The organism is Chitinophagales bacterium, from assembly GCA_017303415.1.
GTDB lineage: Bacteria > Bacteroidota > Bacteroidia > Chitinophagales > Chitinophagaceae > SpSt-398.
In genome coordinates, this window is record JAFLBJ010000003.1 from 127,074 (window position 1) to 147,592 (window position 20,519).

General features: G+C 46.3%; 15 protein-coding genes. 8 read left to right on the plus strand and 7 right to left on the minus strand.

Annotated features, from left to right (window positions below):
• Positions 1 to 71: 71 nt before the first annotated feature.
• Complete coding sequence (locus tag J0M30_15665; protein MBN8668934.1) at positions 72 to 1,568, plus strand: polysaccharide biosynthesis C-terminal domain-containing protein; 1,497 nt, start codon at positions 72 to 74, stop codon at positions 1,566 to 1,568.
• 5 nt (positions 1,569 to 1,573) lie between these two features.
• On the opposite strand, the gene J0M30_15670 is transcribed toward J0M30_15665, so the two are convergent.
• Positions 1,574 to 2,218 (minus strand): MBL fold metallo-hydrolase, encoded by a 645-nt coding sequence (locus tag J0M30_15670; GenBank protein ID MBN8668935.1) that lies wholly within the window; start codon positions 2,216 to 2,218, stop codon positions 1,574 to 1,576.
• Between the two features lie 155 nt (positions 2,219 to 2,373).
• Here J0M30_15670 and J0M30_15675 point away from each other — a divergent pair, with 155 nt between their 5' ends.
• Entirely contained in the window at positions 2,374 to 5,718 is a 3,345-nt protein-coding gene (locus tag J0M30_15675; protein ID MBN8668936.1) for a hypothetical protein, read from the plus strand.
• An 80-nt stretch (positions 5,719 to 5,798) separates the two neighbouring features.
• On the opposite strand, the gene J0M30_15680 is transcribed toward J0M30_15675, so the two are convergent.
• From J0M30_15680 to J0M30_15700, 5 genes are all read right to left on the minus strand, one after another.
• Entirely contained in the window at positions 5,799 to 6,497 is a 699-nt protein-coding gene (locus tag J0M30_15680) for a DUF1361 domain-containing protein (GenBank protein ID MBN8668937.1), read from the minus strand.
• A gap of 2 nt (positions 6,498 to 6,499) precedes the next feature.
• Complete coding sequence (locus J0M30_15685) at positions 6,500 to 6,871, minus strand: diacylglycerol kinase family protein (GenBank protein MBN8668938.1); 372 nt, start codon at positions 6,869 to 6,871, stop codon at positions 6,500 to 6,502.
• A gap of 252 nt (positions 6,872 to 7,123) precedes the next feature.
• Positions 7,124 to 8,428 (minus strand): cell envelope integrity protein CreD, encoded by a 1,305-nt coding sequence (creD, locus tag J0M30_15690; protein ID MBN8668939.1) that lies wholly within the window; start codon positions 8,426 to 8,428, stop codon positions 7,124 to 7,126.
• A gap of 57 nt (positions 8,429 to 8,485) precedes the next feature.
• Entirely contained in the window at positions 8,486 to 8,785 is a 300-nt protein-coding gene (locus J0M30_15695; protein ID MBN8668940.1) for a transcriptional regulator, read from the minus strand.
• Between the two features lie 2 nt (positions 8,786 to 8,787).
• Entirely contained in the window at positions 8,788 to 9,432 is a 645-nt protein-coding gene (locus tag J0M30_15700) for a hypothetical protein (protein ID MBN8668941.1), read from the minus strand.
• A 142-nt stretch (positions 9,433 to 9,574) separates the two neighbouring features.
• Here J0M30_15700 and J0M30_15705 point away from each other — a divergent pair, with 142 nt between their 5' ends.
• The 5 genes from J0M30_15705 (at position 9,575) to J0M30_15725 (ending at position 15,266) form a co-directional block, all read left to right on the plus strand.
• Positions 9,575 to 12,058, plus strand: a complete 2,484-nt coding sequence (locus tag J0M30_15705; protein MBN8668942.1) for a carboxypeptidase-like regulatory domain-containing protein — start codon at positions 9,575 to 9,577, stop codon at positions 12,056 to 12,058.
• Between the two features lie 188 nt (positions 12,059 to 12,246).
• Positions 12,247 to 12,819: a YceI family protein gene (locus J0M30_15710; protein MBN8668943.1), complete on the plus strand. Its 573-nt coding sequence runs from the start codon at positions 12,247 to 12,249 to the stop codon at positions 12,817 to 12,819.
• 36 nt (positions 12,820 to 12,855) lie between these two features.
• The gene (locus J0M30_15715; protein ID MBN8668944.1) at positions 12,856 to 14,208 is read left to right on the plus strand and encodes a hypothetical protein; all 1,353 of its coding nucleotides are present in this window, start codon (positions 12,856 to 12,858) and stop codon (positions 14,206 to 14,208) included.
• A 9-nt stretch (positions 14,209 to 14,217) separates the two neighbouring features.
• Positions 14,218 to 14,814, plus strand: a complete 597-nt coding sequence (locus tag J0M30_15720; protein MBN8668945.1) for a YceI family protein — start codon at positions 14,218 to 14,220, stop codon at positions 14,812 to 14,814.
• Between the two features lie 41 nt (positions 14,815 to 14,855).
• On the plus strand, positions 14,856 to 15,266 hold the full coding sequence (locus J0M30_15725; protein MBN8668946.1) for a hypothetical protein: 411 nt from the start codon (positions 14,856 to 14,858) through the stop codon (positions 15,264 to 15,266).
• A gap of 78 nt (positions 15,267 to 15,344) precedes the next feature.
• On the opposite strand, the gene J0M30_15730 is transcribed toward J0M30_15725, so the two are convergent.
• Positions 15,345 to 18,830 (minus strand): TraB/GumN family protein, encoded by a 3,486-nt coding sequence (locus J0M30_15730; protein MBN8668947.1) that lies wholly within the window; start codon positions 18,828 to 18,830, stop codon positions 15,345 to 15,347.
• A 111-nt stretch (positions 18,831 to 18,941) separates the two neighbouring features.
• On the opposite strand from J0M30_15730, the gene glpK reads away from it, so the two are divergent.
• The gene (gene glpK, locus J0M30_15735) at positions 18,942 to 20,438 is read left to right on the plus strand and encodes a glycerol kinase GlpK (GenBank protein ID MBN8668948.1); all 1,497 of its coding nucleotides are present in this window, start codon (positions 18,942 to 18,944) and stop codon (positions 20,436 to 20,438) included.
• Positions 20,439 to 20,519: the final 81 nt, after the last annotated feature.

Genomic DNA, 20,519 nt, shown 5'->3' on the forward strand with positions numbered 1-20,519 from the left:
CTTTGTGGTTTTCTATAGCGAAGGTAAATCGTTTTCCCACTTTAAAATCTAAATTTGTCCAAACTTAGCCGTTGAGCAGCATAAAGAAACTGGCCGGACAAACACTATGGTATGGATTGCCCACGATCGTGAGCCGATTCCTGGGTTATCTGATGAACCTGTCCCTACCCTTTCTTTTTGCCCGTGCCGCTACCACCGCCGATCTGGCCCAGGTTTATGCCATCATCCCTTTTCTGAACGTCCTTTTTACCTACGGTCTGGAGACAGCCTATTTCCGTTTTGCCCAGGAGGAGGACCGGGGAAAATTATACAGTACACTGAGTATTTCTCTGATTGGCTCCACCTTATTATTTACTGCCCTGCTTTTTCTCTTCAGACCGGCGATCACCGCGGCTGCCGGCCTGGAGAGACACCCTGAATATGTGACCTGGATGTGCTGGATCCTGTTCTTTGACACTCTGGCCACCCTCGCCTTTGCCCGGTTAAGGCTGGAGAACCGTCCCCGCAAATATGCTTTTGTCCGGGTAGCGGGTATTCTCGTCAATATCCTGGTGGTCATCCTTTTCCTGGGTATCATCCCCCGGATGGTACAGGAGAACCCGGATGGTTTTCTCTCTGTTATCTATAATGACAAAGACCCGATCCGGTATTACCTGCTGGGCAATCTCTGTGGCAGTGTCTTTGTTTTTTTATTACTGGCAAAGGAATTCCGGGATATTCAATTCCGGTTCAATACCGCTCTCTGGAAAAGAGTGATGGAATACAGTTACCCGCTTATCATTGTCGGCATGGGGGGTATGATCAATGATATGCTCAGCCGGCTGGTCTATCGCCATGTGGTGGACCTGTCCACCGCCGAGGCAGACAAAGAACTGGGGATCTTTGCCAACCTTTACCGGTTGGCTGTACTCGTTACCATCATGATCCAGGCTTTTCGCATGGCTGCCGAACCCTTTTTCTTCAATAGCTCAAAGGAAGACAATGTACAGAAGAAATATGCCCGGGTAATGAAGTTCTTCGTTATTGCCTGCTGTTTTATGTTCCTTGGTATCGGGCTGTACCGGGATGTTTTACAGGAAATCATCACCCTGAAATCGGACGAATGGGGCGAGGGAATCTATATTGTTCCCATACTGGCCATGGGAAATATCTTCCTGGGTATTTATTATAATCTCAGTATCTGGTATAAACTCACCAACCGCAATCTGTATGGCGCCTGGATCACCCTGGGTGGGGCCATCATTACTGTAGGGCTTAACCTTTTGCTTATCCCCTGGCTTCATTATCTGGGAGCAGCCCTGGCCACCTTTTGCTGTTATTTGTTCATGATGATCCTGAGCTACCAGATGGGACAGAAATATTATCCGGTACCCTATGCCAAAAAGAAATTACTGGCCTATCTCGTTCTGGTGACTTTGATCTATTTGATCCATCGCGGAATATTGCAAGTATGGAACCCGCTCTGGTTTAGCATCGCTTCCGGGACCGTTCTTCTGCTGGCTTTTGGCTGGTTTATCTCGAAAGTGGAACGAAAGGAAGTGCGGAAGGTGTTTTTTCGTGAGACGTGAGACGCCTAAAACAACTTCACATACGGATTATTCATTTTCTCAAAACCGATCGTGGTCAAAGGCCCATGTCCTGAATAAACCTTTGTATCATCCGGCAGGACGAATAGTTTTGTCTGGATACTTTGAAACAGGGTGGTAAAACTTCCTCCCGGCAGGTCGGTCCGGCCCACACTCCCATTAAAAAGCACATCACCGCCGATCACAAACCCCTCTTTTTCGGCATAAAAGGAGATACTGCCCGGCGAATGACCCGGGGTAAACAAGACCGAAAGCCGGTCCTCCCCGACCTCAATCATGTCCCCCTCCTGGAGAAAAACCAGGTCTCCGGTATAATTATCTACAGGCAATTGCCACATTTCCCCGCTGGAGGGAGCAAAGGCAAGCACTTTTTCCTCATCGGGGTGGATATGTAGCTTGAGCCCCCAGGTTTCGGCAACAAATTTGTTCCCAAAAACATGGTCCAGATGGCAGTGGGTATTGAGCAACCAGACGGGCTCCAAACCCGTTTGGTGAATGAAATCCTTCAATTCCTGTCTTTCCTCGGGAAAATAACACCCGGGGTCTATTATGACACACTTATGCTGTTCGTTATAAAGGACATAGCTGTTTTCCTGGACGGGATTGAAAGTAAAAGCTTTAACATGCCACATGGTCGTTTTTTCGTATTTTAGTTATTCTAAGTTCGCCTTTCCGAAGGCAAAATTACAGAACACAGGGATTCAGCTCTAATCCAAAAGAAACAGTAACGTTTTCTATGAAACAAATTATCCTTCGCCAAACCTTTTTAGCCGGGTTGTTCCTGACAATGGGTGCGGTTCAAGTTAATGCTCAGGTAAGCACGGTCGAGTTTGGAAAGAACAGGGTGCAATACCAGAAGTTCAAGTGGAAATATTACCAAACCGATAATTTCAACACCTACTTCAGCCAGGATGGATTACAACTGGGAAAATATGTAGCCCAGATTGCCGAGGAGGAACTCCCCAAACTGGAAGAATTTATGGAATACGGCCTTCAGCGCCGGGTCAATATTGTGGTGTACAACAATTTTGACGAGATGCAGCAATCCAATATCGGATTGGGAATAGACTGGCAATACCCCGGTGGTATCACCAAACTGGTGAATAATAAGATGCTGGTGTATTTTGATGGCAACCACAACAACCTCAAACGCCAGATCCGTCAGGGTATCGCAAAAGTGATCCTGCAAAATGAACTTTTCGGAGATGACCTGGGTGAATTTGCTGCCAATCAGGCCCTGCTCGATTTACCCGAATGGCTTACCGACGGATATGTGCAATATGTAGCCGAAGAATGGAGCACCGAACTGGATGGAGAATTGAAATCCGCCATACTTTCCGGACGCTACAAGAATTTTTATCAACTGGCCTTTGACAAACCATTATTGGCCGGTCATGCCTTCTGGCGTTATATCGGTGATAAATTTGGCAAGCCCAAGACCACTTACATGCTCTATCTCGCCCGCATTTACCGGAGCCTGAATACAGCCAGTTTCAAAGTGACGGGGACCAAGAAATTCAAAGATCTCCTGAAAGACTTTATGCGGGAAGAAGGTGAAACCTATTTCAAAGATATCCGTGGCCGTCGCCCGGTACCGAAAGGCCAGCTCGCCGTTACAGAAGAGATCCGCAAAAAAGACTATATCCGTTTCAATGCCAACCCGGCCCCCCGGAGTTTCTCCTATGCAGTGGTAGAATTTCATCTGGGACGATACTATGTTTCCTTCTATGAAAATTATGGCAATCGGCGTGTCTTGCTAAAGCTGGGTACCCGTAGCCGCGAAAAAGAGATCAACCCCAATTACCCGATCCTGGCCTGGGATGGTAAAGGAACACGACTGGCTTGTATCTATAGTGAAGAAGGTAAATTGAAATTGTTTGTTTATGATGTGGTCAATCGGTTCAAAGTGGTCAAAAACCGCGAATTGAAAGATTTCGATCAGGTACAAGACATGAAATACATGCTGGATGCCAATACGCTTTTGCTGAGTGCGGTAAAAAGTGGACAGACGGATATCTTCACCTACAAGATCGACAAAGAGCGGGTGGAACAGATCACCAATGATGTGTATGATGACCTTGATGCGTCATTTGTTTCTTTTCCCAACAAGACCGGTATCCTTTATTCCAGCAACCGGCCATCAGCCATGGCTGCCTCCTCCGATGACAGCCTTGTGGGCGGGCCCTACAATGTATTTCTGGTAGACAACTGGAATAAATCGGAGTTCAAACAGATCTCTCAGCTTACCAGTCTGAAACACGGACATGCCCGTTATCCCTCGCAATACAACACCTATCACTTCACGTTTGTGAGTGATGAAAACGGGATCAGTAACCGCTATGCCGGTTTCTTCTCCACGGAAAGGGCCGGATTGGATTCACTGGTTTATATAGGCGATGAAGTATTACGCAACCCCGATCCCAAAGAAGTGGATTCGATCTTAAAAGAATGGGGCAAGACCGATATTGATTCGGTGGGATTTGTGTCCGTGACCAATGACTCCTCTTATGTATTCCCCATTTCAAACTATCAAAACAACCTGTTGGAAACCCGAACAGCCGGAGACAACAGTCAGGTGAGTGAAGTGATCCAGCAAGGAGAATATAAATTCCTCTATCGTTTGCGCGTGGATGAGAATGCCCTCCGTCGCCGGAATGTAACTGCCAAACCCACGGAATTCAGGCGCAGGCAATTTGATAATGAACGGGCACAGGCTGGCCGGTTGAATGCCGATGATGCCGAAAGGACCGATACCGCGGCGAAAACAAATGATTTTTTCCAGAATGAATTCATGAATGAGGAAACGGATTCTACCTCTCGCCAAGGCAATATCATTGAGGCCGTTACCTTGCCAGGAAAGGAATCAGTATTAAGCAAAGCCAAAGTATTTGAATACCGTCCACCGAAATTCTTCAACGACTATCTTGTAAGCGGATTTAACAATAACGTGCTCGTAACCCGATATCAACCCTATGCAGGTGGATCAGGACCGATTCAATTGAGCAATGGCAATGCGTTGAATGGAATGCTGCGGGTGGGTATCTCTGACCTGATGGAGGACTGGAAATTTGCCGGTGGATTCCAGATCGGAACCGATCTCCGCGATGCACAGTATATTCTTTCGACCCAATACCTGAAAAAGCGCTTTGACTACGGATTAACCTATTTCCGTTCAACCGAACGGGCGATCCTGGCCGATAACACCTCAGGTTTTGCTGCCACCGGAAAGATCTTTACCAATCTTTACCAGGCTTCGGTATCCTATCCCTTTGACCGGGTCAGAAGCCTGCGATTGAATGCGGCCTTCCGCAGTGATAAATATGTGGTATTGGCCGATGATTTCAACAATCCTCCCATTACCCTGCTTCTTGAAGACCAAAGACGGACCTATATACTCGCCCATCTGGAATATGTACATGATGATGCGATCAATCCGGCACAAAATATCTGGAAGGGCATGCGCTACAAAGCATATATCGATGCCAATGCCCAGGCCAATGATAAAGGGAATGGGAACAAACCTTTCTTCTTTAATATCGGAGGTGATTTTCGTTACTATGTACCCATTTACCGGAACTTTATCTGGGCCTTCCGTGGCGCTCTGGATGTTTCCTGGGGTACACAAAAAATGATCTACTATCTGGGTGGAGTTGATAACTGGTTATTCCCCAAGTTCAATGATGCCAATACCCCTGATCCCGATGGTAACTATGCTTTCCAGACTCTGGCCGTGAATATGCGCGGGTTCCCACAGAATGTGGCCAACGGAAACAATGCCGTGGTCATGAACAGTGAATTCCGTTTACCTGTATTCACTACCCTTTTCAGTAAACCGATCAATAATGCCTTCCTGCGCAATTTCCAATTGGTACAATTTGTTGACCTGGGTACCGCCTGGAATGGCCAGTTTGATAAGATACAGCGTCCCTTTACCCTTTACACCGATCCTTCCAGTCCTGATGTAGTGGTAAGGATCAAAACAGGTGGTATCGGACCCTTTGTTGGTGGATATGGTTTTGGGGTACGTAGTGTACTGCTCGGATATTTCCTGCGCTTCGACGCCGCCTGGGAAATGAACGGACTCTTCCGCGGCAAGCCATATGTGCATTTTGCCATGGGGCTTGATTTTTAGGAATAAGAAATAAGAAATAGATAATAATAAATAAGGAAGGGTTTGCCCTTCCTTATTTATTATTATCTATTTCTCATTCGTTATTTCTCCACCACTGCTGCTTTCGCCGCTTTTTTCATTCCTTCATAGATCAGTACCAGTAAAATGGTAAAGGAAAGGATCATTCCCCAATCTCTGTTTTGTCGCAATGGGTGTATCATCAATTGAATGATATCCGAAGCCAGCGATAATGGATCGGTCAGTACGTCCCAACTATTAAACCGGAGATACCTTCCAATATAGATACCCAGTGCATTCAATCCCATGATCGGGATAACAAACCAAAGTCCGTTCAGGAATGGATATCGGGCACACAGGATTCTTTCCATCCGTCTGACGGATAATGCGCCAAGCACCAACCCGTTCCAGGCAAAGGAAAAGATGAGTGCCAGATCATACCAGCGAGGCACATCTCCCCCTTTTCCAAGATGGAAAAGGTCAGTAATGATATAAAATGAATTGGGAACGAACAGAAGCCATAAAAACAGAGTGGCAAAAAAAGGTACTTTCTTTTCAATGATATCAATCCTTGATCCGAGCCATTGGCTGATGGCATAGGGAATAAAGGCCAGAAACAGGTTCCAGGGAAGGAAAAAGAAAAAAAGATCACGGGTCACCAGTGCCCGGAAGAACAAGAGCCCGATACTAAATAAGGCGGATAAGATTAGCCATTGCTCCATTTCCTGTCGGTTGAAGAATACCAACCGCAAAAACTTGTTTTGCTGCAATACTTTTATCATGGTTAAACGATTTTTGGTAAAAAGATCAGGAGACCGGTGATAAGGGCGGCAACGGCAGTAACAAGCACGGCTGCCGCTGAAACATCCTTGATAAACCTCACTTCGGGTTTCCGTTCCGGTGAAACAAGATCCATTACTTTTTCAATGGCTGTATTAAATAACTCCGCCATCCAAACTAGTGTGATCATCCCCAGCAACAGTACCGCTTCCACCCGGTTAACATGAGTTAACCAGGCCAGTACACCACAACCGATAGTCGCCATCAGGTGGACCCAGGTATTGTGCTCCCGGGAAAAGAATTGTACAATCCCTTGCCACGCATAGCGAATACTTTGCGCCCGTTTTGAAATAGAAAATGTTTTTTGCGTGCTCATTTGTTGAGTTTTAGATGACGGAGGACAGATGACGGAGGGTAGCTGTGCGAGACCTCTGGTCTCGCACGGTTCTCTCGTCGCCTCCGGCGACAGAAAATAAACTATTTGATAAATGATCAGGTTGATACTCGAGTCGCCAGAAGCGACAAGAGATAAGTGCGAGACCAGAGGTCTCGCACAGCCGCTCTCCGTCATCTGTCATCCGCCCTCCATCATCTGTCATCTGTCATCCGTCATCTGTCATCTAACATCCTACCACTGTATCTTCCTCGAGAAATACATGATCACGGCCAATGCCAGGAACAATCCCACACTACCCATCAGCAAGGCAAAATCCTGCATCTGAATGATGGTGAAAATATAACTGTACACCACCGCCAGTACCATGGCAATAAAAAGGCCCAGCCGTCCCGACTTCATGACCCCCCCTACAAACCAGGTCACCAAACCGATCGTTGAAAAGGCCGCAATACCATAGGCCAGATTGAAGCCCAGGTATTCCGAAAGACTTAACAACAAGGTGTAGAAGAGAACCAGGGCCAGACCGGCCAGGGCATATTGGACAAGGTGTAATGGCTTCTTATAAATGCTTTCAATCAGGAAAAAGGCGGCAAAGGTGAGTACGATACAGAGCAGCGCATATTTGATCGAACGTTCTGTTTTATCGTAACCGTCCACGGAAACAATCAACTCGGTCCCCAGGGCCGAAGGGGAAAGGTCATAGGTCTTGTCTTTCCACACCAGGGGAACCGTACGGTTCATGTGTTTCCAATTGGCTGTAAAACCACTGTCTGACACTTTACGTTCATCGGGCAATTTTACGCCGGTGAATTTTGGACTTGTCCAACCAGATCGCATGTCAATGCTGTTCTCGCGACCTCCGGCAGAAACCAACAAGGAGCCTGAACCATTCAGGTTAAACTGCATATCAAACTCCAGCGGTTCATTCAATGAATCGGCCGTTAAGGTGACAGGTGCTGACAAGGCATCTTTAAGTTCACCCAACTGCGCCTGAGGGCCAAAGGGTATCTTTTTACCGGCCCAGTTCAGGAACAAATCTTCATTCACCCCGCGCAATACATCCGATACATGAAATACTACCTGTGCATCTGCCCACAGGATATTTTCGGCAGGTACACCCAGTTCTTTCCACCGTATCTCCTTGAAATTTCCCGTTGCCCTTATCTTGCTTCGGTAAACCACTACCTCATAAATTCCCCGCTTCCTAACCTCCGGATCGATCTCTGCTTTGATGTCCAGCTTGTCGGGCATAAAATAGGCCGTCCTTTTTACTATCAGGGGTACCCCACGCTCATCGCGGGTATTCTCCTGATAAGGTACCTTCAGGATGGGCCCGGTCAATACCTGCGAACTCCCCCATTTTCCACTGATATCATTGATCGCCTCCATTTGGCGTTCCTTCCGTTCACGTACCAGTTCACGGGTAAACTGGGTAGGAATGAACAGCCCAAGGGCCATGATAAAAATAAATACCGATTTCAAAAAGAGCTTTCCCTTATCAAAGAGCCCGCTCACCGTGTTGATTTGATTTTCCATTTTATTATTAATATTAAAAAAGCACTTTGTATTTCAAAGTAAACAGCCAAAAAAAAACTACTTCAACCCGCGAATCATTCCCTCCAGGGCGGCGATATGGTCAGTAAAAGCCTTTTCACCCGCTTTGGTAATGGAATAGGTGGTATTGGTCTTTCGCCCAATGAATCCCTTGTGCACTTTCACAAACCCATTCTCCTCAAGGTGCACCAGGTGGGTTGCCAGATTCCCATCGGTTACTTCCAGCATCGCTTTAAGGTCATTGAAGCTTATCTCCTGATTGACAACCAACACGCTCATAACACCCAGCCTTACCCGGTTATCAAATACCTTATTTAGTCCATTGATCGGATTCTTCATAATTAGGCTCCCTTTCTTTCATACCGGATCCACATAAATACACCGTACAGGATATGCAACCAGCCAAATCCCAGGGCCCAAAAATAAAGGCCATAGCCAACAAAATAGGGCTGAGCACAGATCAATCCCAGCAATATCTGCAACAATCCCAGGTACCTTACCTCGCCAAGCGTGTACTTACTCCCGTTCACAAGTGCGATTCCATAAAATATGAGACAGGCCGGTGCAACAAAACGCCATTCATCATACTGCAACATCGTAAGCACAAATACCCCACCCGCAAATAACGGAATCATCATGTTAATGATCAGCCGTCGACTGGTAGGATTCCACAAGGTCTGGCGGTCTGCCTTGGCCTTGCGCCAGGTAAAATAGTAAGAAGATAAAAGCGCAGCTACCAACACACTGATGGCGATCAAAAGCAATTGCCCTTTCAGCGCCTGAAACTCAGCTCCCTGATATCCATATACCGCAAATTTCTGCTCATAATACTGATTCAATGTCCGGCCTCCCAAAAAAGCCCCGGCCAGGGCAAAAACCCCTGCCGATATCCCACTTAACCCGCTCAATGAGATAAATCGGGAAGAGCGGTCCATCATCCGTCGTATGTCCTGTATCGCCTCCAGGGAAGGGTCTTTTTCTTGCATATAAAAGCACTTTGTAATGCAAAGTAAATAGTAAATTGGTAAATAACCAAGAAAATCGGGATTATTAATTAATGATTACTGATGGTGGGTTTAACTAAATCCATAGAAATTAATGACTAATAATCAATAATTTTACCCTTGCATGTTCCGACTCCTGAAAATAAACTTACTGCTTTCACTGGCCTTGATTTCCAACGACTTCCTGTTTGCCCAGACCAAAATCATAACCGGGACCATACGCGACAAACACAGCGAGGAACCCCTCCCCTTTATCTCTGTTTATTTTGTCAACACCACGATAGGTAAGCTGACCGATTCTGCCGGGTATTTCAGCCTGCGTTTGAGCAACTGGCCTGCCGATACGCTGGAGGTGACCAGTGTGGGTTATCAGACCTATCAATATGTCGTCAACCATTCTCTTGATAGCATCCACCTGGATATTTTACTGGAACGGGGAACCTTCAGTAGTAATGTACAGGTTAAGGCCAAGGTCAATCCGGGGCTATACCTCTGGCGTCGGATCGTGCAAAATAAAGACCGTAACGACCGCTACCGGTTTGATAATTTCTCCTACGAACTGTACAATAAGCTTGAGGTCGACATGAAGAATATCAATTTCGACCGGTTTTCCAAATTCAAACCACTTAAACCCATTAGTGACCTGATCCGGAGCAGCGTGGATAGTTCAGAAGGGTTGCCCTACCTGCCCTCCTATCTGACCGAGGCCTTATCGCAATACTATTACCAGAAAAAACCGCTAAAACGCCGCGAGATCATTGAAGCGGTCAATACGAACGGGGTGAAGAACGAGAGCATGAAACAGTTTCTGGGAGGAATGGATCAAAATGTAAACATCTATAACAACTACATTCCCGTTTTCAATAAACAATTTGTAAGCCCGGTAAGTGATAACGGGGATGGATACTACCAATACCGGGTCATTGACACCCAGGTAGTGAACCAGCAACGTTATTTTCACCTGATCTTCGTCCCCCGGCGACGAGGGGAAAACACTTTTGAAGGAGATGCCTGGGTACATGCCGGAACCTTTGCCATTCAAAAAATGAACCTGCGACTGGGCAAGGAAGCGAATGTAAATTTTGTAGAGAACCTGAGCCTGATCCAGGAATATCAATTGCTGGATGACTCTACCACCTGGTTTTTATCCAAGGATAAATTTGTAGTGGACATCACTCCGATCGGGGGAAAGAACCTGGGTTTGATTGGCCGAAAAACCACCACCTACCGAAATGTGGTGGTCAATGATAGTTCGGTGGTCAATGAATTAAAGAAGAATAAGATCTTTGAGGAGGTTCACCTGCTACCCGGTGCCGGGGATAAGGAAAGAAGTTATTGGGCCGGTGTTCGACATGAACCCCTTTCCAGAAATGAAGCTTCCATCATCAAAATGATGGATACCCTGATGAAGGCTCCTGCTTTCAAGAAATTTACCAATACCATTTATTTTCTTACTGTTGGATATGTCAATAAAGGAAACCTTGAATTCGGGCCCTGGTTCAATGTCATGACCGCAAATGCCTGGGAGGGTTACCGCTTACGATTTGATCTGGGAACCAATACAGGCTTTAATAAAAAACTCTGGCTACATGGGTATCTGGCCTATGGTTTTACGGATAAACGGTTCAAATGGAAGACCGAGGCCTTTTACCTGTTCAACAAACATCCGCGCACATCCCTACGAGCCTCCTTATCGGATGACCTTGATTTTGGCCAGCAGTATTTTGGGGAGGTGACTGCGGACAATATCTTCGCCCTGGCGATCCGAAAAAATAATATCCCGATCAAGTTCATCCGGATCAATGAAAAACTGCTGAGTTTTTATCACCAGACCAAATCGGGTTTCTCAGTCAACCTTCAGACCACACATCGTGGATACAATCCCTTGCAAAATATACCAACCAAGGATCTGTTTCCCGTTACCAATGGTGGCAGCCCGCTCACCAGCTTCGAGGCCAGTCTGAAACTCCGCTTTGCTTACCTGGAACGTTTTCTGGAAACCAATTTCAACCGCCTGAGTATTGGCAGCCCCTACCCGATTCCGGAGGTGGTGCTGACCAGAGGTATTTCCGGGATCGGTAAGAGTGCTTATGATTATACCAAACTGTCGGGTAGCATCTCTGATTTTATCAAGATACCGCCCTTTGGCAGTCTTGAATTCAACCTCTATGCTGGAAAGACCTTTGGCTCCCTTCCTTATGTGTTGCTTGATATTGCCCCCGGAAACGAACTCTACTATTATAATAAGTATTCCTTCAATCTCATGAACCGGTACGAGTTCATCCATGACAAGTACGCCGGGATAAATTTCGAGCACAATGTCGGAAATGGACTCTTCCGCTTTATACCCAAACTTAAGTTCAGACAGTTCTGGAATATAAAGATGCTGTGGGGGTCTTTATCTACCGCTAATAAGGCCATCAATTTCGTACCTGATCATCCCTTTCAATCATTGGATGGCAAAACATATATGGAAATTGGTACAGGTGTTGACAACATATTAAAGGTATTGCGACTGGATCTTGTCTGGCGCGTACTTCCTACTCCCCTTCCCAAACAATTCAGCCGTCGCTTCGGCGTATTTGGAAGTTTTCGTTTAAGCTTCTAAGGATCATACGATTACCACAAACCCGATAAGGGCATCCTGTTCTACGTCACCCTTAGATGGTGAGGCCACTCATTAGTGCTGGTGACATTTATCACCAATATGTAATCCCATTGTCATTTTCACACACCCACCTCCCGTATAGCTTTGTCCCAGCTAATTGAAAGTTTGCTCATCATAAAACAATAACAATGAGAAATATCATTTTGATCCTGTTGCTGAGTGTCGCATCCCTTACGAATCTCTCTGCCCAGGTACAAGCCCACGGAGTCGCCAGCATTGAAATCGAAGGAACTTCAAATATCCACGACTGGGAGATGAAGTCCGATAAAGGTGAATGTAACGCGTCCTATACCCTGAATTCCGCCGGTGTACTTACATCGCTCAATTCTCTTTTATTTAATATCAAGGCCGAAACCCTGAAAAGTGGTAAATCAGCCATGGATAAGAATACCTACAAAGCCATCGGGACAGATAAGTATCCTTATATCTCTTTTACCAATACCAGTGCAACTGTGAAACACAATGGTGGAAACAGTTACACTATCACTTCCAACGGGAAGCTGACCATTGCCAGTGTAACCCGGCAGGTAACCCTGGTAGCCAATTGCACGCTTACCGCCGACAAATCACTGCGCGCAACCGGTTCATATAAGATCAAGATGACCGATTATAATGTTACTCCTCCCAGCATCATGTTTGGTGCTATTAAAACCGGGAATGAAGTGACCATTAAATATGACCTGACCCTGAAAGGCCGATAATAATTAAAATTCTTAATGCTTTTAAAACATACAGTTATGAGACATCTTAAATCAATAAGTCAATTGTTAGTGATCGGTTTACTGGCCCTGCCTTTTGCATCCTTTGCCCAGTTTTCCGACAGTATTGCCAACTTCCGTCATTACGACCAACGCGGCATCAATGTATTTGAAACTCCCAAACAAAACAATTTTGTGTATTCTGGTTTGAAAGTAAAATTAGGAGCCGGATTTACACAGCAGTTCCAAAGCCTGAAACACGAAAACACAACGGCTACTAACAACACAGGAACTGGTTCCAACAGACTTTATCCGTTGACACCTGGTTTTATGACCGCCCAGGCCAACCTGTACCTGGATGTACAACTCGCCGACGGTATCACCCTGAACGTGAGCAACTACATGTCCTCCCGTCACCACAATGAATTTTGGGTAAAAGGTGGATATATCCAATTTGATAAACTTCCCTTTAAAGGACAGTTTGCCGAAAACCTGATGAAGATCGCTACTATTAAAGTAGGTCACATGGAGATCAACTATGGTGATGCCCATTTCCGTCGTTCTGATGGTGGACATACCTTCTACAACCCCTTCATGGAAAGCTATATCATGGATGCCTTTGCAACCGAGATCGGTGGTGAAGTTTACCTGAAAGCAAATGGACTGTTTGGTATGATCGGTCTGACCAACGGTATGATCAAAGGAAACGTTGACTCTGCCTACAAAACAGTGGCTGATGATGTAACCAAAAAATCACCTTCCCTGTATGGTAAATTAGGTATTGACAAAATGCTGCAAGACAATATCCGCGTACGGTTTGCCGCCAGCTACTATCATAATGGAAGCAATGCCGGTAGTGGTTTGACCCTCTATGGTGGCGACCGCACTGGTTCCAACTATCAGAATGTAATGGAAAAAGGTGTACCAGGTGCATTGCCTGCATCTACTGCCGTTGCCTTCTCTGGTCGTTTCAACCCCGGATTCAGCAAAAAAGTGGATGCCTTTATGTTGAATGGTTTCCTGAAAGCTGGTGGATTTGAACTCTTTGGTACTTATGAAGCTGCCAAAGGCCGCACTAAAAATGAAACTGCCACCCGTAAAGCTTCTCAGTTTGCTGTTGATGGTTTGTATCGCATAGGCAAAACCGAGAACCTCTTTATCGGTGCCCGTTACAATGTAGCCAAAGCCCGTCTGGCCAATACAACTGCCATCACTTATACCGGAGATGTAAATGTAAACAGGTTTGCCATTGCTGCCGGATGGTATGTAAGCAAAAACATCCTGCTGAAAGGTGAGATCGTTAACCAAAAATATGAAGACTTCCCATCTGCTGACTATCGCAGTGGTGGTAAATTCAAAGGATTTGTGATCGAAGCCAGTGTTGGTTTCTAATAATGAATCATGAGACAATTGCTGCTTATAATCACCGCCCTTGTGGCGATGTCCAGCACCTACCGAACCGGTTCAGGCAAAGCCCTGAACCGGTGGGTAGTGGAAAGCAGCAGCTCTTTGAATATCGAAGGAAGTTCCAATATCAATGACTTTAAGTGTGACATCACAGAGTACATCATGCATGACACCCTCTGTTACAATAAAGAAGACCGGACAAGCCGGCTTGCCTTTATCAACAGTTGTGTAACCCTTGATGTGAAACGATTTGATTGCCACCATAAATACATTACCAATGACCTTCGAAAAACTCTGAAAGCTGACCAATATCCTTTGCTCAAGATCCACTTTCTGTTCATGGACAATTTTTCAGCGGATGCCGACAATGCAAAAGTGATAGGCACCATTGATATTGCCCTGGCAGGAGTGGTGAAAAGAACCCAGGTCCAATTCCTGGTCAAAAAAGGTGAGGGCCGGATTCATCTCACCGGGGAAAAACACTTAAAGTTCTCTGATTTCGGGTTGGTACCGCCAAAGAAACTGGCCGGTCTGATCCGGATCAATGAAGAGATCACCGTGAATTTCCTGTTGAAACTGCGTCCGATCTGATCAGGTAGCAAAAAGCATCTTTAACCAAACAAATTACGAATATGAAAAAAGTTCTGATCGCTGGGTTTACAGCCGGAGTCGTCGTACTACTGGTAAGCCTTGGGCTGCTGTACCTGTCCATCCTACTGTTCCCGGTCGTTGCTGAAGAGTATTTCAGTCCGGTATTTCGCGGGTCCTCCGGAAAAACCGACTGGCTCTTTTATGCCCATCCTTTTATCCTGAGTTTTTCCCTGAAATGGTTCTGGGAACGGTACAAAGAGATCTTTGAAGGAAACCTTATCGTAAGGGCCATTGAAGTAGCTCTTGTGTATGGGATCGTGGCCATGGTACCAGTGCTCTGGCTTACCTATAGCGCCATTGATGTTTCCATAACTGTAGTTCTCACCTGGCTGGCTTATGGTATCGTTCAGGCATTTGTAGCCGGGCTGATATTTGCCAAGTTGAATCCCTAACAATATAAGACAGGTCGTACAGGACCTTCTCCGTATTCGTACAGCCGAGCCACCCCTGGTGGCTCGGCTCATTTATTACTACTCCTCCTGGGCCGATTTCAACAGGGATCGGAACCATTCATCCACTTTCTTTTTATCAAACATCTCTTCCCAATATATCATCGACAAAGCATCTTTGGAATGCCATTCTTTCTCATTCAATGAAAATGGACCAACCATTCCCAGGTACGATTCTGAATTTTCCTCCCCTTCTTCCCCAAAGGCGACCTTGAATAAGTAGAACTTTGCCAACGAACCTTTATAAGTAGCTTTCCGCTCGCCCAACAGAATCATTTTGGTGGGCGAGTAGTCGTCGCTGGCATAATTAAATAAATAGGATTCTGCAAAATAAGCCTGGGTTCTGTACTTAGCCGGGAAGAGCGCCTCCTTGTCCATCTTTTCCAATTCCTCATATAATTCTATGCGATAATCATTGCTCGCCGCCAGTTCCTCCCAAATGGCCGCATCCACTGCCTGTCCGTTTCTTGCCAGGGCAAGAGAAGCATCATATTTTGTTTGTATCTCATCTATGGTAAGAAACGCACGCAACCGGTCCTGGCATTCGGCATCATTCATATAGGCCAATAATTGAATGAGGTCGGTGCTCATGTACCCACTGTACTCATCCGACTCTTCCTCCAGTTTGATCCGAATGGATTCAAGGCTGGTGTCTGCATGATGCAGAATCGCTGGTTTGTAGGGTTCCAGTAATTTAACGTCCAACCGGCCAGAATCCAATAGCCGTACACTCAGGTCAACCATTACACCTATCCATGCCGGATGCTTATAAAGAGGCAGGATATCAGGAAAAAGAGATACACCCAGGTCCAGGGAGTCCATCATACGGTAGGGCATGTAGATTCCTGTTGTGGATGAAGGAGGGTCCTTAACCAAAAGTTCACGCATCAGTGTATAGGACTCCTGTGTATGGATTCCCGAGAGGGCCGCGATCATACCCAATCTCACCTTAGCCGATGAGGCGGGAATTTTCTTATATCGTTCTTTTATGAATTGAATGGTGGAAGGGTCGTTCAGCTTACTCACCTGGTCTATGATCCGGTCCTGCATGGTATAATACATCGTGCTGTCATCCCGATAGATCCTGGTCAAACCATCATGCAGGAATGGAAGGTCCTTTTTGGAAAAGGTCATTTCCGTAAAAGCCTCCACGGCCATGGCAAAGGTGGCCGAATCGGAGGAAGCCAACCCCTGCTTTAATTTCCCCGACCGATCGGAGAAAATGGTCTGTGATGAAACTTCCCGGGTGACCTTGAAGTCATCGAAAAAAGTATTGTAGCGCTTTTCATCCAGGGATGAGCCGGGAATAAAAGTGAACAACGTAAAGAGCGTATCGCCATTCAACACCAGCCGAACATGTTTGATATTGTGGTTATCACTCATTCTCACCACATAATCCCGGGCGGGAAGTTTTCCATTCTGTTTTTCCTGAAAACGGATCACGGAATCACCCCAACTTTGATAGGGCTCGAATTTTTTGGCAAAGAATGTTGAATCATCCGGATACCAGGCATAGGGGGAGATCCCTTCTTTGGTAACCACAAAGGAAACCGCATCCGCAGGATCATAGGCCACATACCGTACTGCAGGGTTTTCCGTAGTCTTCTCATCTTCTTCCTCTTCCAATGGTTTGAATCGGAAGGGTACGGGCCCGGAGGAGCTGAATGTCCTGTCCGGAGCAAGTTGAACCTGTATGGGTTTAGTGGCGAATTCTGTCAACCGGAAACTGCCAAAGAGTTCATCCCGCACTTTTAAAGCGGTTTCCTTATCTGCTCCGGCCGTCATGAGGGAATAAACACGGCTGCCGCGCAATACCACCATGGCTTGTAAATACACTTTTTGCTCCCCCGCATATCCACCTACCTGAAGACGGGGGAATCCCTCCCATACATCAATGCTATCGATCTCAAAACCATCCGGCACATTAAAGTTCTCCTTGAAATTACTGAACCAGGATGTATCTCCGTTCAGATGATATCCGGCATCCAGGTCACGCGTCTGCACCAGGTAATACAATCCATTCTCAGCATCCATCAGGTCATATACCGAAGATACCCATCCACCCTGGCTGGCCCCTTTTTCCAATCCCTTGTTTTGCCTTGGTGTACCGGGCAGGGAAACCGAGAAGGCCTTCCCGGGAATGGTAAAAGTTTGCCAGGTAGTTTTGCCGATCGACTCTTTGCGTTTGATAATGGCAAATGACTGAAAGAACTTATTCACGTCTGGCGACATCAACCGGATCATTTTCTCAGAACCGGCAATAACCAAATAAAGTATATTCTGCTGGATATAAAGTTGCACCCGAAAAAAACCATCAGAGGTGTTAAAATAGGCTTCCAATCCTTTTGCCCCATTTTTAACCACGGTCTTTGGATCCCTTGGTTTCCCAATGGCATTCATGTTTCGGGCATACTCTTCCATTAATTTTGGCAGGTAGTCCTCTTTTACCTGCGAAAGGGCGTGACCGGTCATATACAAGGTCAGGGTGTTGAGGTCATAATGCATCTTCATTTTGACCAGGTCACCATACGCCGTTATATCGGATGCAGGGCCCGGGATTTCCACCACGTAGGCGCTGTCATGGTTCTCCACCATTTTGATCCAGGGGAGTGCAGATAAGCGGGAAGCGTACACTTCCGCCGGTGTTTCTTTCTTGGAAAATACAGGCGTAACGGTATATCCTTTTTTCCGCAGCAGGTTGATCACCCCTTGAGACCCCGGCAGATGGGCGGCTCCTACAGCAAAGAACATGCTCCGCACCGCAGACAAACTATCCATGCTCGAGGCCATCTTATGGTTCCTTTTCACCATCAGGGTATCCTTCAATTCGGCTGTAAGATTGGGCATATACAGATTTGCAATACCCTGCAGGTCACGAGCAAGATAGATCCCGATCATTTTTTCCAGGGTAAACTTTAGTTCTTTGTCCGAGGCTTGCAATTCCTTTTCTTTCAACCCGCCACCCAACTCATCCAGCATACCCAACTGGTCGGTTACATCTTCCACAGCGCCCAGCCATTTCTGTGATCGCTGAGCAATTCCATATAAATAAGCATCCATGATGGTGGGCATTTCCCCATACTTCAGTTGATTGACCAATTTCTGCCGGCGCGCCTTGATCGACTCCCTGGTTCTTGCCTGAAGCGCCTTTTCTTCCTCGTCCGTTAAGGGCGATTCTTCTTTATCTGATTCTTCCTCTTCCTCATCTTCTTTTACGATCATCCGGTAGATCATGCTATCCAGAAACTCCTGCAAATTGATCTCTATCGCTAACCCTTCCGCTCGTTCGATGGCATGATAGAGTGAATCCCCAAAATTGAACAATCGCTTATCCTGTAAATGAATGGTGCCGTAGAGCCAGGAATCCTTTTTTAATCCATTGCCGGATATCTTCCATAAAAAGGTGGAAGGCCATTTTTCCTGTTGGGCATTAGCCTGAATGGAGGTGCTTGTGAGCCAAAATAAGGTTATAATGGTGAAAATAAACCACCGGGTACCGGTTCTCATGTAAGTGTATTTTTCGAAAATTAATTAAAATTCGGGAAGGGGAATAATCTCCACAACAAGAGATATGACTGAAGCCGCCTTTTTCCTATCTTCCAATCTCAAAGCAGCCATATGACATCCCGCTATATTCTTTCCCTTGATCAGGGAACGACCAGCAGCCGAAGTATTCTATTCAACGAAAAAGGTGATAGTGTTGGTGTTGCACAAAAAGAATTTCGCCAGATCTTCCCTCAACCCGGATGGGTGGAGCATGATCCGGAAGAAATTTGGAGTACCCAATACGGTACCATGGCCGAGGCCCTGGCAAAGGCCAATATAACCATGAAGCAGATTGCGGGTATCGGAATCACCAACCAACGCGAAACCACCGTTGTATGGGATAGAAAAACGGGTAAACCCTTATATAACGCTATTGTGTGGCAAGATCGGCGAACCGCCGCTTATTGTGATGAGCTTAAAGCTGCCGGACATGAGATCATGATCAGGAACAAAACCGGATTGGTGATCGATGCCTATTTCTCCGGCACCAAACTTCGCTGGATACTGGATAATGTGGCAGGCGCCAGGGAAAAAGCAGAAAAGGGCGAACTTGCCTTTGGTACTATAGATAGTTGGCTGGTATGGAAACTCACCCAGGGTGAGGTACATATCACTGATGTGTCGAATGCCTCGCGTACCATGATGCTGAATATCCACACCGGTCAGTGGGATACGGAACTTCTCCAATTATTCAATATCCCTCCTTCCCTGCTTCCCGAAGTAAAACCTTCCAGTCATATTTATGGGGTAACGGGAAGTCTGATCCCCGAATCACGCATCCCCATCGCGGGAATTGCGGGCGATCAGCAAGCCGCTTTATTTGGCCAAATGTGTACCCAACCCGGTATGGTGAAGAACACCTATGGCACGGGATGTTTCATGCTGATGAATACAGGGGAAAAAGCCATTCTTTCACAAAATAATCTGCTTACCACTATTGCCTGGCAGATCAATGGAAAAATGGAGTATGCACTCGAAGGGAGTGTTTTCATTGCAGGTGCGGTGGTGCAGTGGTTACGGGATGGACTTAAGATCATCCGTCATTCTTCGGAAGTGGAAGCGCTGGCGGCTACTGTAGCAGATACGGATGGGGTTTACCTCGTACCTGCATTTGCCGGATTGGGCGCCCCCTATTGGAATGCCTACGCACGGGGAAGTATATTTGGCATGACCCGTGGCACTTCTGATGCGCATATTGCCCGGGCAGCTTTGGATAGTATCGCCTATCAAACAGCCGATGTATTAAAATCCATGGAAGCCGATGCGGGTATTCGTATCGCGGAATTACGGGTGGATGGCGGCGCCACAGTAAACAATACCCTCATGCAATTTCAAAGTGATATTCTCCATACCTCCGTTGCCCGGCCCAAAGTAACGGAAACCACGGCCCTGGGAGCCGCCTACCTCGCCGGACTCGCTGTTGGTTATTGGAAGAATATTGAAGAGATTCAAAAACAATGGCAGCTCGACCGGGCATTTCAACCTGGAATGACAGATGAAAAAAGAGAAAAACTATTGAAAGGCTGGCATAGGGCAGTGAAAGCGAGTGTGGCTTGGGCAGAGAGTTAAAATTTTTTTCAGACAAATTTTCCAATTAAAATACCTATTTCAAGTCGCAGAAACCGGGTTGTATTGAATATGGTCAATGGA